Annotated in this window: 15 protein-coding genes; 7 read left to right on the top strand and 8 right to left on the bottom strand. The window is 68.7% G+C overall.

Translation table 11 applies throughout. The features are described 5' to 3' along the window. Positions 1-75: 75 nt before the first annotated feature. Positions 76-1,026, bottom strand: coding sequence for a M56 family metallopeptidase (locus A5760_RS12285; RefSeq protein WP_064881049.1), 951 nt, complete (start codon positions 1,024-1,026; stop codon positions 76-78). Positions 1,027-1,040: 14 nt separating this feature from the next. Further along, complete coding sequence (locus tag A5760_RS12280; protein WP_064881047.1) at positions 1,041-1,460, bottom strand: BlaI/MecI/CopY family transcriptional regulator; 420 nt, start codon at positions 1,458-1,460, stop codon at positions 1,041-1,043. Between the two features lie 319 nt (positions 1,461-1,779). Here A5760_RS12280 and A5760_RS12275 point away from each other — a divergent pair, with 319 nt between their 5' ends. Further along, positions 1,780-2,208: a PaaI family thioesterase gene (locus tag A5760_RS12275; protein ID WP_419538240.1), complete on the top strand. Its 429-nt coding sequence runs from the start codon at positions 1,780-1,782 to the stop codon at positions 2,206-2,208. A gap of 72 nt (positions 2,209-2,280) precedes the next feature. Here A5760_RS12275 and A5760_RS12270 read toward each other — a convergent pair whose 3' ends face one another. The 4 genes from A5760_RS12270 to A5760_RS12255 all read right to left on the bottom strand — a co-directional run bounded on the left by A5760_RS12270 (position 2,281) and on the right by A5760_RS12255 (position 5,999). Continuing rightward, entirely contained in the window at positions 2,281-3,666 is a 1,386-nt protein-coding gene (locus tag A5760_RS12270) for an NAD(P)/FAD-dependent oxidoreductase (protein ID WP_064881045.1), read from the bottom strand. Positions 3,667-3,856: 190 nt separating this feature from the next. After that, positions 3,857-4,237, bottom strand: a complete 381-nt coding sequence (locus A5760_RS12265) for a DUF4189 domain-containing protein (protein ID WP_064881043.1) — start codon at positions 4,235-4,237, stop codon at positions 3,857-3,859. A gap of 113 nt (positions 4,238-4,350) precedes the next feature. Continuing rightward, the gene (locus A5760_RS12260; protein ID WP_064881041.1) at positions 4,351-5,268 is read right to left on the bottom strand and encodes an LLM class F420-dependent oxidoreductase; all 918 of its coding nucleotides are present in this window, start codon (positions 5,266-5,268) and stop codon (positions 4,351-4,353) included. Between the two features lie 53 nt (positions 5,269-5,321). Then, positions 5,322-5,999, bottom strand: coding sequence for an SDR family oxidoreductase (locus A5760_RS12255; RefSeq protein ID WP_064881039.1), 678 nt, complete (start codon positions 5,997-5,999; stop codon positions 5,322-5,324). A gap of 194 nt (positions 6,000-6,193) precedes the next feature. On the opposite strand from A5760_RS12255, the gene modA reads away from it, so the two are divergent. The 6 genes from modA (at position 6,194) to A5760_RS12225 (ending at position 11,574) form a co-directional block, all read left to right on the top strand. Continuing rightward, complete coding sequence (gene modA, locus A5760_RS12250) at positions 6,194-6,973, top strand: molybdate ABC transporter substrate-binding protein (protein WP_064881037.1); 780 nt, start codon at positions 6,194-6,196, stop codon at positions 6,971-6,973. Between the two features lie 8 nt (positions 6,974-6,981). Next, a complete protein-coding gene (locus A5760_RS12245) occupies positions 6,982-7,776 on the top strand; it encodes an ABC transporter permease (RefSeq protein ID WP_064881035.1) in 795 nt (264 codons plus the stop codon). Then, entirely contained in the window at positions 7,773-8,876 is a 1,104-nt protein-coding gene (locus A5760_RS12240) for a sulfate/molybdate ABC transporter ATP-binding protein (protein ID WP_064881033.1), read from the top strand. The genes A5760_RS12245 and A5760_RS12240 overlap by 4 nt, the downstream gene beginning before the upstream one ends. A gap of 123 nt (positions 8,877-8,999) precedes the next feature. Next, positions 9,000-10,052, top strand: a complete 1,053-nt coding sequence (locus tag A5760_RS12235) for an alanine and proline-rich secreted protein Apa (RefSeq protein WP_064881031.1) — start codon at positions 9,000-9,002, stop codon at positions 10,050-10,052. 146 nt (positions 10,053-10,198) lie between these two features. Beyond that, positions 10,199-10,498 carry a GlsB/YeaQ/YmgE family stress response membrane protein gene (locus A5760_RS12230; protein ID WP_064881029.1) on the top strand — a complete coding sequence of 100 codons (300 nt, stop codon included), beginning with the start codon at positions 10,199-10,201 and terminating at the stop codon, positions 10,496-10,498. 47 nt (positions 10,499-10,545) lie between these two features. Next, a complete protein-coding gene (locus A5760_RS12225; protein WP_064881027.1) occupies positions 10,546-11,574 on the top strand; it encodes a zinc-binding alcohol dehydrogenase family protein in 1,029 nt (342 codons plus the stop codon). Between the two features lie 7 nt (positions 11,575-11,581). On the opposite strand, the gene A5760_RS12220 is transcribed toward A5760_RS12225, so the two are convergent. Further along, entirely contained in the window at positions 11,582-12,343 is a 762-nt protein-coding gene (locus A5760_RS12220) for a CPBP family intramembrane glutamic endopeptidase (protein ID WP_064881025.1), read from the bottom strand. Positions 12,344-12,417: 74 nt separating this feature from the next. Further along, entirely contained in the window at positions 12,418-14,796 is a 2,379-nt protein-coding gene (locus tag A5760_RS12215; protein WP_064881023.1) for a phosphoketolase, read from the bottom strand. Between the last annotated feature and the right edge of the window lie 20 nt (positions 14,797-14,816).

The following is a 14,816-nucleotide window of genomic DNA, read 5'->3' as shown; positions in this document are numbered from 1 at the left end:
TTTTCCGAAAAGCTTTCGGTGACACTGTGGCACAGCGAACAGTTGCGCGCCCGGGGTGATCGGCCCTCGGCTGCGTCAGAGGTTGAACAAGCGTTCCAGCTCGGTGAGCCACGGGACGGCCAGCGCGACGGTGGGCACCACGAACACCGCGGCCGCGGCCAGATATGCGCCCGCCGACAGCAGCGGGCTGTTGCCGCGTCCACCCAGCCGGCGCACCCTGACCACCGTGCTGGGGCCGCTGGCCGCGAGCGCGCCTGACGGGGCCCGCCCCGATGCGCATGCGACCAGCGCCCGGGCCAGGGGAGCGCGACCCGCCGCGCGGACCGCCGCGTCGTCGGCGAGCAACTCGACCAGGAGCTGGACGGCGCCGAGCGCGTTGGCGCTGCGGACCAGCCGCGGGAAAGCGGCGTGCACGGCGGTGAAGGCCTCCAGCACCAGGTCGTGCCGCGCCCGCAGGTGGGCGCGCTCGTGGGTGAGAATCGCCTCGACCTCCGCGTCGGCGAGCGTGTTCAGCGTTCCCTCGCTGACCACCACCCGGCTGCGCACACCGGGCAGGCAGTAGGCGAGCGGCTGCGGCACCTCCAACACGCGAAGATCACGGGTGCGGGCGCAGGGCTGGGACAGCGCCGCGCCGTGGCCGACTCCGACCAGGTCGACCACCATGCGGTGGTGGGCCCGTCGTTTCCGGTTGGCGATGGCCACCCGGACCACCGCGACCATCAACCGGGCGCCGACCAGCACGGTCAGGGCGAAAACGCTGATGTAGACCGTCCACAGCGGCCAGCCGAGGCGGTCGCCGGCGCCGACGATGCTGGTCGTCGGGCGCCCGTCGCGGCCGGGCATCAGCAACCGGGTGGCGATCGCGATGCCGGCGCTGAACGCCGACAGCACCGCGGCCAGCGCGACGGCCTGCCAGAGCACCATGGCGGCGCGGGGAGCGCGCAGCGGCCAGCGCGCGCGTGCCAACATCGCCGGCACCGGACCGGTCAGTAGCACCGCGAGAATGGTGAAAGCCAGCGCGGACACACAGTTAGTGTCCCTCAGCCCTCCGGTGGAGCGCCAGCAGATGGCGAGTTATTGCGTTGATTGGCTTCCAGTTCGGCGAGTGCGCGCCGCAGCGCCTCCGCCTCGTCGGCGCCGACGCGCTCGACGAAGTGCACCAGCGCGGCCTGACGGCCGCCGGAATCCTCGGCCTGGGCCAGCGCGTCCACCATGAGTCCGGCGACCAGCTCGTCGCGACCGTGCACCGGCGCGTACCGGTGCGCCCGGTCGTCGCGGATCTGGGAAACGAGGTTCTTCTTGGCCAGCCGTTGCAGCACGGTCATGATTGTGGTGTAGGCCAGGTCGCGCTGTGCCGACAACGCCTCATGGACCTGGCGGACGGTCTGAGGCTCGGGCGTGGACCACAGATGGTCCATGACGGCCCGTTCCAGATCCCCCAGCCGTGTCAGTTTGGCCATAGTTCGTTCATCTCCTGAGCGTCGAATCAAAGCGTACTCCGGCTTACTACCGACGGTCGTACGGAAGGCTGACAAATCACTGTTGTCGGCCACCGGGCGCCCCCGCCGCGAACAAGAAGAACAATACCTCTTGCAAAGTTAGGGCAGCCTTGCCTATGCTGATCGAGTCGAGCGATAACGGACCGTGTGAGAGTCCTGAGGGCTGCAGCGACCCCCGGTCTACTCGATCGGCGAGCCCCGTGCCTTCAAGGCGCGGGGCTCAGCCGTTTTCCGGGCCGGAATCCGCCGCGGGGGCGTGCTGGGGCCATGGTGTAGACACATGGACGTGCCAGAGCCGCAGAAAACGATCCTCCCGTCGGACTTCGCCGCGCCCTTCGACCGCGAGATCGGGCTGCAATTCACCGAACTCAGCCCCGACGGTGCCCGCGCCCAGCTCAAGGTCACACCCAAGCTGCTGCAGCCGATGGGTTTGGTTCACGGTGGCGTTTACTGCTCGATGATCGAGAGCATGGCCAGCGTGGCCGCGTACACGTGGCTGGCCACCCGCGGCGGCGGAAACGTGGTGGGCGTCAACAACAACACCGATTTTTTACGCTCTATCGGCTCGGGCATGGTGTACGGCACGGTTGAACCGATCCACCGCGGCCGAAGCCAGCAATTGTGGTTGGTCACCATCACCGACGGCGACGACCGGGTGGTCGCGCGCGGTCAGGTGCGGCTGCAGAATCTCGAGCTTCGCGAGGGCTGATCTCAGCCTCGACCAGTATGCGATGAAATGCGTTGTCCGGCAACTTCATTGGAGGGTGCCGGCGACGATCGGCTAGCTGGCCCGCCTGGCCGCCGGCCGCTTGGTCTCCGCGGCGACGACCGCCAACTGTTCGAGCCGGGTCCGGGCGAACGCTTGCTGTTCGGTGATGGTCAGCTGGCCGCGGCGGGTGCTCAGGAACGTCACCGTCCAGGACAGCAGCGTGCTGATCTTGGTCTTGAACCCGACCAGGTAGACCAGGTGCAGCACCAGCCAGGCGAACCAGGCGAACAGGCCGCTGAACTCGACCGGGCCGATCTTGGCCACCGCGGAGAACCGCGACACGGTCGCCATGGAGCCCTTGTCGAAGTACTGGAACGGTTCCCGGTCGGCCGGGTTGGCGCCGCCGAGTTCGGCCTTGATGGTGCTCGCGACGTACTTGGCGCCCTGAATCGCGCCCTGCGCCACTCCCGGCACGCCCTCCACGGCGGCCAGGTCCCCGATGACGAATACGTTCGGGTGGCCGGGGACCGACAGGTCGGGCAGCACCTTGACGCGCCCGGCCCGGTCCAGTTCGACCGACGACTGATCGGCGAGGTCGCGGCCCAGCGGGCTGGCGGACACGCCGGCGGACCACACCTTGCAAGCCGACTCGATGCGCCGGACGGTGCCGTCGGAATCTTTCACGGTGATGCCGTTGCGGTCGACGTCGGTGACCATCGCACCCAGCTGGATCTCGACGCCCATCTTCTCCAGCCGGGCCGCTGCGCGCTGACCTAGCTTGTCGCCGAACGGCGGCAGCACGGCGGGCGCGGCATCGAGCAGGATCACCCGCGCCTTCGTCGAGTCGATGTGCCGGAACGAGCCCCTCAACGTGTCCTTCGCCAATTCCGCGATCTGCCCGGCCATTTCGACGCCGGTGGGGCCGGCCCCGATCACGGTGAACGTCAGCAGCTTGGCCCGTCGTTCCGGATCGCGAGACCGCTCGGCCTGTTCGAACGCGCTGAGGATGCGCCCTCGCACCTCAAGGGCGTCGTCGATCGACTTCATGCCGGGCGCGAACTCGGCGAAATGGTCGTTGCCGAAATACGACTGGCCGGCGCCGGCGGCGATGATCAGGCTGTCGTACGGGGTGTCGTAGGTGTGCCCGAGCAAATCGGACACGACGAACTTGCCCTCCAGATCGATGTGGGTGACGTCGCCGAGCAGCACCTGCACGTTGCGCTGCCTGCGCAGCACGACCCGGGTGGGCGGCGCGATATCGCCTTCGGACACAATGCCCGTCGCCACTTGGTACAGCAGCGGCTGGAAGAGATGGTGCGTCGTCCGGGCAATCAGTTTGATGTCGACGTTGGCGTGCTTGAGTTTCTTTGCCGCGTTGAGTCCGCCGAACCCGGAGCCGATGATGACGACCTGGTGACGGCGCTCCGGTCCAGCGGTGGTACCTGGCTGGGGGCTCATGTTTCCGCTGCTCCTGACGGGGGCTTCTGGACGCGCGACTGCAATTAGCCACCACGCTAGTAATGCGAATACCCCGACACCTAGTTCGTACGCGTGTGTTGTTTGCAACACTAACGGTGTGTGGAGGTGAACTACCTGGTGGGCGACGGCGACTGTGGCGTAGATATCAGCCTACGAGCCGACGCCGCCGTCACTGACTGGAGCCTTCTCCGACGCAGTGGTCGTGGCCTTCCTGGATGGTTCCGCCGGGGGCGCGCGCCAGCGCAGCCGCCTCCGCCTCTTCGCGTGTCGGGCCCCAGCCGCCGAAATATCTGGATTTGGCTGCGTTCAAGACGAGGGCCATGCACCCACCCTGCCCGCTGGCCAGCAGACGACAGTCGCTGATGCTCTTGCGGCATGTCTCCATTACGGCCTTCTCGGCCGCGCCCTGGCTGGATGCTCCGTCGGCGATGTTGATGTGGCCGGTGGAGTCCGATATCGCCATGGCGATCCAGTCGTTGTCGGCGAGCGCGATGGGGGTCGGGGCGAACGCGACGCCGACCGCGATCGCCACCAAGGCTCGTTTGTACATGACGGCCCCGGCCTTTGCTTCTGCGCTGCGCCGTTGTGGCACAGGTAAACGCTGCTACACGGAAGTATTACCGCGGCACGACCGATTCGCGACTCCACGCGACCGTGCAGTTGCTAGAGCCCCACTAGCGGACGCAGCGCTGCGCCGGCCGCCTCGATGACGCCGGGCGTGTAGAAGGGCAGGTTGATGATCACGCCGTCGATGCCCGCGTCGATCACCTTGGTCTTGATCTGATCGGCAACCGAATCGGGCGTGCCGACGACCATGCGCTGCGTCATCTCGGCGGGAACCTGGTCGAGGCTGGCGTTTTCGTCGATCAGCACCGTGGTCAGCGTGCTGGTTTCCAGGGTGGCGGGGTCGCGGCCCACCTCGTCACAGGCCCGCCGCACCGCATCCAGCTTGCGTGGCAGCTCGTCGAAACCCGCGATCACGTTGAGGTGGTCGAAATGCCGTGCGGCGAGCGGGATCGTCTTCTTCTCGCCGCTGCCGCCGATCATCAGCGGAATGTGCTCCCGGAAGCGGGGATTGGCGAATGCCTCGCTGGCTCGGTACCACTTGCCCGAGAAGGTGGCCCGCTCGCCCCTGATCATCGGCAGGATGATCTCCAGGGCCTCGTCGAGCCGGTTGAACCTGTCGGTGAAGGTGCCGAATTCGAAGCCCAGCTGATCGTGCTCGAGCTGGAACCATCCGGTGCCGATCCCCAGGATCGCCCGGCCCTGGCTCACCACGTCGAGCGTGGTGATGGTCTTTGCGAGCAGGGACGGATTGCGGTACGTGTTGCCGGTTACCAAGGTGCCCAGCTGCACCCTCTCGGTGGCGGTGGCCAGCGCCGCCAGGGCGGTGTAGGCCTCCAGCATCGGCTGATCCGGCGATCCCAGCATCGGCAGTTGGTAGAAGTGGTCCATCACGAAAACCGAGTCGAATCCGGCGGATTCGGCTTCGCGCGCCTGGGCAATGACGGTGGGGAAGAGTTGCTCAACCCCGGTGCCGTAGGAGAAGTTGGGAATCTGCAGACCGAGTCGAATAGCCACGAGATTTACCGTAGCGATCGGCTCCGCCCCGGAGAAGGGTGCCGCGCTACGCCTCAGGCGAAACGAGCCAGCGCGCCGTGACTCACGTGCAGCGTCTGGCCGGTGATGTGGCGCGCCGCCGACGTGGTCAAGAACAACGCCAACCGGGCGGCTTCGGTGGCCACCGGCGCCGGCGTGCGGGACAGTCCGTCATAGCCGGCCTCGACGCTGCGCCCACTCGCCACCACGTTGACCGTGATTCCGCGGGTACCGAAAATGCCTGCCTGCCCGGCGGTCCAGTTCGACAGCGTGGCCTTGATGGCGGCGTCGGCGCTGCCCGCCGGCGGGTTCTCGGGCACCAGACTGATGATGGAGCCGCCCGAGCGGAGGTGATCTCCCACGGCCTGCACGGTCAACACTGCCGAAAGGACCGTCGCGTCAAGGGCATTGCGCCAGGCGTTGGCCGTGTCGGCGATCGAGTAGGTGCGCGGGTCGCCGGCGTCCCAGGTGGGGGCCGGCACGTTGACGATGGTGTCCAGGTGATGCGGGAACAGGGGACGGGCCTCTTCGAGGCTGGCCGGGTCGGTGGTGTCGCAGACGATCGCCTCGACCTCGAGCTCCTTGGCGGCGATCTCCAGTTCGCTCGCGCGCGCGCCCACAAGGGTCACTTTGTGGCCGTCATCGCGGAAGCTCTCGGCTACCGTGCGCCCCAGGTCCGTGTCTCCGCCGGTAACCAGCACCTCCACTGCCATGACCTCCTCGTGTCCACGCGCGTTATGGCATCAATTCCGACATATGTTACTGGACAGTAGCTAGTCGGCGAAACTTTCGCCGGCGCGACGCGCGGATCAGTTACGTAACTATTCGGCCACCACTTTCTTGCGCACTTTCTTGCGGCGATTCAACCTGCGAGCGGACCGCATCATCGGCGGGCTAGGGTGCATCCATGCGTCGGATCGGGATCCTGGCCGCCCTGGTTTCGACGGTGCTGATGGCGGGCCTGATCGGGTGCGGTTCGAAGTCGCCCTCTCCGCAGACCTCGTCGACATCCGGCGGCAAGGTCATGGTGTTCGCCGCGGCGTCGCTCAAGCCGTCGTTCACCCAGATCAGCCAGCGGTTCAAGAACCAGAATCCGGGCATCGGCGTCGACTTCGAGTTCGCCGGCTCCTCCGACCTGGCGACTCAGCTGACGCAGGGCGCGACGGCCGACGTGTTCGCGTCGGCCGACACCGCGCAAATGGACACCGTCGGCAAAGCCGGCCTGCTGAACGGCAACCCGACGAACTTCGCGTCCAACACCCTGGTCATCGTCACCGCGCCGGGCAACCCGAAAAAGATCGGCTCGTTCGCCGACCTGGCCAAGCCCGGCCTCAACGTGGTGACCTGCCAGCAGCCGGTGCCGTGCGGGGCGGCGACCCATCGCGTCGAGGACAACACCGGCGTACGGCTCAACCCGGTCAGCGAGGAACTCAGCGTGACGGACGCCCTCAACAAGGTCACCAGCGGCCAGGCCGACGCCGCGCTCGTCTACGTCACCGACGCCAAGTCCGCAGGCAACAACGTCGCGACCGTGAACTTCCCGGAGGCCGCCGGCGCGGTGAACGTCTATCCCATCGGCGTGCTGAAGAAGGCGCCGCTCGCCGCGCAGGCGCAGAAGTTCGTCGACCTGGTGACCTCACCGACCGGGCAGCAGATCCTGGCCCGGGCCGGCTTCGCGAAACCCTGACGCCGCCCATGCACCGGCCGACGGATCTGCCCCGCTGGGTGTATGTCCCCGCGGCGGCGGGCACCGTCTTCGTGGTGCTGCCGTTGCTGGCCATCGCGGTCAAGGTCGACTGGCCTCATTTCGGGTCGCTGATCAGCAGCCCGTCGTCGCGGACGGCGTTGCTGCTGAGCCTGAAGACCGCCGCCGCCAGCACGGTGTTGTGCCTGGTGCTGGGGGTGCCGATGGCGCTGGTGCTGGCGCGCAGCACGGCGCGCGTGATCCGGTTGCTGCGGCCGCTGATCCTGCTGCCGCTGGTGCTGCCGCCGGTGGTGGGCGGAATCGCGTTGCTGTACGCGTTCGGCCGGCTCGGCTTGCTCGGCCGGTACCTGGAAGCCGCGGGCGTCAGCATCGCGTTCAGCACCACCGCCGTGGTGCTGGCGCAGACCTTCGTCTCGCTGCCGTTTCTGGTGATTTCGCTGGAAGGCGCCGCGCGCACCGCCGGGGCCGACTTCGAACTGGTGGCCGCGACGCTGGGTGCGCGCCCGAGCGTCGTCTGGTGGCGCGTCACCCTGCCGCTGCTGTTGCCGGGCGTGGTGTCGGGCGCGGTGCTGGCCTTCGCCCGCTCGCTGGGCGAATTCGGCGCGACGCTGACGTTCGCCGGATCCCGGCAGGGGGTGACCCGCACGCTGCCGCTGGAGATCTATCTGCAACGGGTGACCGACGCCAATGCCGCTGTGGCGCTGTCCATCTTGTTGGTGGTGGTGGCGGCCCTGGTGGTCTTGGGCCTGGGCGGCCGCCGGCTGACCGGAACCGGGCAAGCATGAGCGAACTGCAGCTGCGCGCGGCCGTTGCGGATCGGCATGTGGACGTGGAGTTCTCCGTGTCCGCGGGTGAGGTGCTCGCGGTGCTCGGCCCCAACGGCGCGGGCAAATCGACCGCCCTGCATGTCATCGCGGGGCTTCTTCGTCCGGACGACGGGGTGGTGCGGCTGGGGGACCGGGTCTTGACCGACACCGCGGCCGGGATAAATGTGGCGACGCACGACCGCCGGGTCGGGCTGCTGCTGCAGGACGCGTTGCTGTTCCCGCACATGAGCGTTGCCGCCAATGTCGCTTTCGGACCGCACAGTCGGCGCGCCAGGTGGCGCCCGGGTCGCGCCGCCCAGGCGGCGACCGCGCTGCGCTGGCTGCGTGAGGTGGACGCCGAACGCTTCGCCGACCGGAAACCGCGACAGCTGTCCGGCGGGCAGGCCCAGCGGGTCGCGATCGCCCGGGCCCTGGCGGCCGAACCCGACGTGTTGCTGCTCGACGAACCGCTGGCCGGGCTCGACGTCGCCGCGGCCGCGGCGATCCGGGCGGTGTTGCGCAAGGTCATCACCCGTACCGGCTGCGCGGCGATCCTGGTCACCCACGACCTGCTGGACGTGTTCACCCTGGCCGATCGCGTCCTGGTGCTGGAATCCGGCACCATCGCCGAAATCGGCCCGGTGCCCGAGGTTCTCACCGCACCCCGCAGTCATTTCGCGGCCCGCATCGCGGGCATCAACCTGGTGAACGGAACCGTCGACCGTGACGGCTCGCTGCGCGCGGAGTCCGGCGACCGCTGGCATGCGGCGCTACCGGAGAGCGGCGAACCGGTCTCGCCGGACCAGCATGCGATCGCGGTGTTCCCGCCAACGGCGGTGGCCGTCTATCGCGATCGTCCGCATGGCAGCCCCCGCAACACCGTCGAGGTCACCGTGGCCGAGATGGACGTCCGCGGGGCAGCCGTGTGGGTGCGCGCCGCGCCGCAACCCGACGGTGCCCCGGGCCTCGCCGCGGAGATCACCGTCGACGCCGCATCCGAGCTGCAATTGGTGCCCGGGGATCGAGTCTGGTTCTCGGTCAAGGCCCACGAGGTGGCGCTGCATCCCGCCGCGCGGTGAGCCGCCGGGTGCGCGGCGTCGTGCCCCCGCAAAGATTGCACATTGGCAACATCGGTAATTCCGCACAGCATTAGTCCGCAATGCATCCTTGCGTCACAGCGGTAACACGGTAGGTTCGTCGCCATGGAGCAGGTGGATCCGACCTCGACCCGTCGCAAAGGACTGTGGACGACGCTGGCGATCACCACGGTGACCGGTGCCAGCGCAATCGCCATCGCGTTGCCGGCGACTTCCAGCGCCGATCCCGAGGTGCCGACCCCGGTCCCGCCGACCACGGCCACGGTCCCGCCCGGGGCGCCGGCGACCAACCCGCCGCCGGCCGCCCAGGCGCCGAATGGGCAACCGGTGCCGGGTGATCCCAACGCGGTCCCGCCGCCGGCGAACCCCAACGGGGCACCGCCGCCGCCCGTCGACCCGAATGCGCCACCACCACCGCCCGCTGACCCGAACGCCGGGCGGATCACCAACGCGGTCGGGGGATTCAGCTATGTCCTGCCCGGCGGCTGGGTGGAGTCGGACGCGTCGCACCTCGACTACGGTTCGGCGCTGCTGAGCAAGGTCACCGGCCCACCGCCGATGCCCGACCAGCCACCAGCGGTCGCCAACGACACCCGCATCGTGATGGGTCGCCTGGACCAAAAGCTCTATGCCAGTGCGGAAGCCAACAACGCCAAGGCCGCCGTGCGGCTGGGCTCGGACATGGGCGAGTTCTTCATGCCCTATCCCGGCACCCGGATCAACCAGGACGCCACCCCGCTCAACGGGAGCAACGGCAGCACCGGCAGCGCGTCGTACTACGAAGTCAAGTTCAGCGACGCGTCCAAGCCCAACGGCCAGATCTGGACGGGTGTCATCGGTTCCGCCAACGGTGGGACCGCCCAACGCTGGTTCGTGGTGTGGCTCGGAACCTCGAACGACCCGGTGGACCGGGGCGCGGCCAAGGCGCTCACCGAGTCGATCCAGGCGTGGACACCGCCCGCGGCCCCGCCGGCGGCTCCAGGAGCCCCCGCGGCGCCCGGTGCGCCGGGAACAGCGACGGCTCCCGGCGCGCCTGCACCGGCGCCCGCTGCTCCAGCGGCGCCCGGGGCACCCGCGCCGGTACCCGGTGGCGCGCCGGCCTCCTCCGAGGTCAGCCCGACGCCGACACCGGTGCCGCAGCAGACGTTCTCGGCCTGACCGCGCCGCTCGACGGCCCGCTCACACCCGAAACCGACTGGGCAACCGTCTCCAATTCGGCGCTCATTTCGTGACCCAAACTGGGTATACCGAAATGACGGCCCAGCAAATAGCTGGGCTTTGCCGGCGATTGCAAGGAGACTTCCATGGACGTCATTGCTGCTACCGAATACCTGGCCCGCTCCTCGACGCTGACCAGCGTCGGCTGGATCGGCTACATCATCATCGGCGGTCTGGCGGGTGCGATCGCCAGCAGGATCATCAGGGGCAGCGGTGCCGGCATCCTGATGGACATCGTCATCGGAATAGTCGGGGCGTTGATCGGCGGCTTCATCCTGAGCTTCTTCGTCAACACCGCGGGTGGCGGCCTGATCTTCACCTTCTTCACCGCGCTGCTCGGAGCCCTCATCCTGCTCTGGGTCGTCGGCATGGTGCGCAGGACGTAATCGGCTTAACCCGTTGCGGCCGTGGTGGTTAGCGGCATGATGGGTTGATGGCTCCACCCGTGACCACCATGGCAATGCGCGCCTGGCGCGTGCGTCGGCCCGGGCCGATGAGCACCGGCCCGCTGGAGCAGGTCACCACCGAGGTGCCACACCCCGGCCCCTCCGAGCTGCTGGTGGAGGTGCACGCCTGCGGCGTCTGCCGCACCGACCTGCACGTCACCGAAGGCGACCTGCCCGTGCACCGCGACCGGGTCACTCCCGGTCATGAGGTGGTCGGTGAGGTCATCAAGATGGGTGAGCAGGCCGGCGACGAATTCCAGCTGGGGGACCGGGTGGGCATCGCCTGGCTGCGCCACACCTGCGGCGTGTGCGTCTACTGCCGTCGCGGTGACGAAAACCTCTGCCCCGAGTCCCGTTACACCGGCTGGGACGCCGACGGCGGCTATGCCGAATTCGCCACGGTCCCGGTCGCTTTCGCCCACCCACTGCCGAGCGGCTACAGCGACAGCGAGCTGGCCCCCTTGTTGTGTGCGGGCATCATCGGCTACCGCTCGTTACAGCGCGCCGGACTGCCGCCCGGTGGCCGCCTGGGCCTCTACGGCTTCGGCGGCAGCGCGCACATCACCGCGCAGGTGGCGCTGGCACAAGGCGCCGAGGTGCACGTGATGACCCGCGGAACCCGGGCGCAGGAACTGGCGGTGGAGCTCGGCGCCGCGTCGGCGCAGGGCGCGGCCGACCCGCCCCCGGTGCGGCTGGATGCCGCGATTTTGTTTGCCCCGGTGGGTGATCTGGTGCTGCCCGCGCTGGAAGCGCTGGACCGCGCCGGCACCCTGGCGATCGCCGGGATTCACCTGTCCGACATCCCGGCCCTGAACTACCAGCGTCACCTGTTCCAGGAGCGCCAGGTCCGATCGGTCACGTCCAACACGCGGGCCGACGCGCGGGCCTTCCTGGACTTCGCGGGTAAGCACCACATCCAGGTGACGACGCCGGAATATCCGCTCGGGCAGGCGGATCGGGCGCTGGCGGATCTGAGCGCGGGTCGCATCGCGGGGGCGGCGGTGCTGCTGGTCTGATCCGGCGTCAGGTGGACAGGTGCCACACCAGGGCGGCGGCCAGCGCGCCGAGCCCGTTCAACGACCAGTGCAACGCGATGGGTGCGATCAGGCTGCCGCTGCGCCGGCGCAGCCAGCTGAAGACGAATCCGGCGGCCCCGGTCGCCAGCACGGCTCCGGTCACCCCGGCCGCCATGCCCACGATTCCGCCACCGAACAGCCGAGTGAAGCCGACGTTGCTGCTGGTCAACCCAAGCGACGTGGCGACATGCCATAGCCCGAACAACAGCGAACCCGCCAGCGCGACGCCGCGAAAGCCCCAGGCCCGGTTGAGCGCGCCGTGCAGGACGCCCCGGAAGGCCAGCTCCTCAGGGATGACGGTCTGCAGCGGGATGACGACTATCGAGGCGATCATCGCCCCGGAGATCGTGACGTAGCGGTTGTTCATGAACAGCGGCCGGGTCTCCGGCAGCAGCACGCCCAGCGCGATCACCGACGCGACGACGGCCACGGCGGCCAGCGCGTAACCCATACCGGGCTTCCAGTGCTCGCGGCCCAGACCGAGATCCGCCCAGCCCAGGCCCCGCCAGCGCATCAGAATGACCAGCCCGACGGCCGCGGCCGGGACGGTGGCGATGCTCGCCCACGGGGTGGTGAAGTGCGCGATCAGGTTGGTCAGCACCAGCACCACGACGACGACGGCGATGTCGAGGTGGATCCGGAATCGGTGCAGCACCGAGAGCTGGGACACCGCGGGTCGCATATCGGCTGTCCCGGTGGCGTCAAGCATCCGACCAGTTTACCGGCGCCTGCGGGGCCGGCCGGGTTGCTCGCGTCACTCGGCCGCCCGTCCGATGGGTCGTCTCACTCCCAAGTCCAGCCGGCGATCTTCGGGTCATCCTCGCCGTGCTCACGGGTGTAAATCCGCGCGGCCAGGCGGGCGTCGACCATCCGCTGCCGCAGCATGGCGGCGCGACCGGCCAGCCCGTCCACCCGGTCGATGACGTCCATGACCAGGTGGAAGCGGTCCAGATCGTTGAGCATCACCATGTCGAACGGCGTCGTGGTGGTGCCGCGCTCCTTGAAGCCGCGCACGTGCAGGTGGACGTGGTTGGCGCGGCTGTAGGTCAGCCGGTGGATCAGCCAGGGATAGCCGTGGTAGGCGAAGATGACCGGCTTGTCGCGGGTGAACAGCGCGTCGAACTCGCGGTCCGGCAGGCCGTGCGGGTGCTCGGAATCCGGCTGCAGCCGCATCAGGTCGACGACGTTGATCACCCGCACGCCCAGCTCCGGCAGCTCGCGGCGCAGGATGTCGGCGGCAGCCAGCGTCTCCAGCGTGGGGATGTCGCCGGCGCAGGCCAGCACGACGTCGGGTTCCTCGGCGGCCGTGCTCGCCCACGGCCAGATGCCCAGGCCGCGGGTGCAGTGCGCGATCGCCTCGTCCATGCCGAGGTAGGCCAGCGCGGGCTGCTTGCCGGCGACGATGACGTTGATGTAGTCGCGGCTGCGCAGGCAGTGATCGGCCACCGAGAGCAGCGTGTTGCCGTCCGGCGGCAGGTAGACGCGGGTCAGCTCGGGTCGCTTGTTGGCGACGAGGTCGATGAAGCCCGGGTCCTGATGGGACGCGCCGTTGTGGTCCTGGCGCCAGACGTGCGAGCTGAGCAGATAGTTGAGCGACGCGATCGGCCGGCGCCACGGCAATTCCCGGCTGGTGGCAAGCCATTTCGCGTGCTGGTTGAGCATCGAGTCGACGATGTGCACGAACGCTTCGTAGCAGTTGAACAGCCCGTGCCGCCCGGTCAGCAGATAACCCTCCAGCCAGCCCTGGCACAGGTGCTCGGAGAGCACCTCCATCACGCGACCGTCGGGCGCCAGGTGCTCGTCGTCGGGCTCGACCTCCGAGAGCCACACCTTGTCGGTCGACCCGAAGACGGCGTCGAGCCGATTGGAGGCCGTCTCGTCGGGGCCCATCAGCCGGAACCGGTCCCGGTTGCGGGCGATCACGTCGCGCAGGAACGCGCCGAGCACCCGGGTTGCCTCGTGCGTGGCCGCCGCCGGCCGCTCGACGGCCACGGCGTAGTCGCGAAAGTCCGGCAGATCCAGATCGTGCAGCAACAGCCCGCCGTTGGCGTGCGGGTTGGCGCTCATCCGGCGATCGCCTTTGGGTGCCAGCGCCCGCAATTCGTCACGCAGGCTGCCGTTGCCGTCGAAAAGCTGCTCGGGCGCATAGCTGCGCAGCCAGTCCTCCAGCTGGGCGCGGTGCTCGGGATTTTTGTGCGTCTCGGACAGCGGCACCTGATGCGAGCGCCAGGTGCCCTCGACCCTCTTGCCGTCCACCACCTTGGGTCCGGTCCAGCCCTTGGGCGTGCGGAGCACGATCATCGGCCACACCGGTCGCTGCGCCTGACCGCCGCCGCGGGCCGCGCTCTGGATGGCCGTGATGTCGTCGAAGGCGTCGTCGAGTGCGGCGGCCAGTTGCCGGTGCACCTCGGCCGGGTCGTCGCCGGCAACCGTGATCGGGCGGTAGCCGTAACCGCGCAACAACGATTCCAGCTCGTCGTGCGGGATGCGGGCCAGCACCGTCGGGTTGGCGATCTTGTAGCCGTTGAGCGCCAGGATGGGCAGCACGGCGCCGTCGGTCACCGGGTTGAGGAACTTGTTGGAGTGCCAGCTGGCGGCCAGTGGCCCGGTTTCCGCCTCGCCGTCACCGACGACGCAGGCCACCACCAGGTACGGGTTGTCCAGGGCGGCGCCGTAGGCGTGCACCAGCGCGTAGCCGAGCTCACCGCCCTCGTGAATCGACCCCGGCGTCTGCGCCGCGACGTGGCTGGGGATGCCGCCGGGGAAAGAGAACTGCCGGAACAGCTTGCGCAGCCCTTCGGCGTCCTCCTCGATGCCGGTGTACACCTCGCTGTACGTGCCTTCCAGGTAGGCGTTGGCGACCAGCCCGGGGCCGCCGTGACCCGGCCCGGTCACATAGATGACATCGGCGTCGCGGTTGCGGATGATCCGGTTCAGGTGGGCATAGACGAGGTTGAGCCCGGGCGTGGTTCCCCAGTGCCCCAGCAGCCGCGGTTTGACGTGCTCGGTGGCCAGCGGCTCAGTGAGCAGCGGGTTGTCCAGGAGGTAGATCTGCCCGACGGACAAATAGTTGGCGGCGCGCCAGTACTTGTCGAGTAGAGCGAGTTCGTCGTCGGAGAGCGGAGATTCGGTGGGCGCGGAGGTTCGGGTTTCTAGGCTCACCCGCCCGATTGTCCGCGTCT

Source organism: Mycobacterium colombiense, assembly GCF_001665835.1.
GTDB lineage: Bacteria > Actinomycetota > Actinomycetes > Mycobacteriales > Mycobacteriaceae > Mycobacterium > Mycobacterium colombiense_A.
The sequence above is the reverse complement of the archived record's forward strand: the minus strand, read 5'-3'. Positions and strand labels throughout refer to the sequence as shown.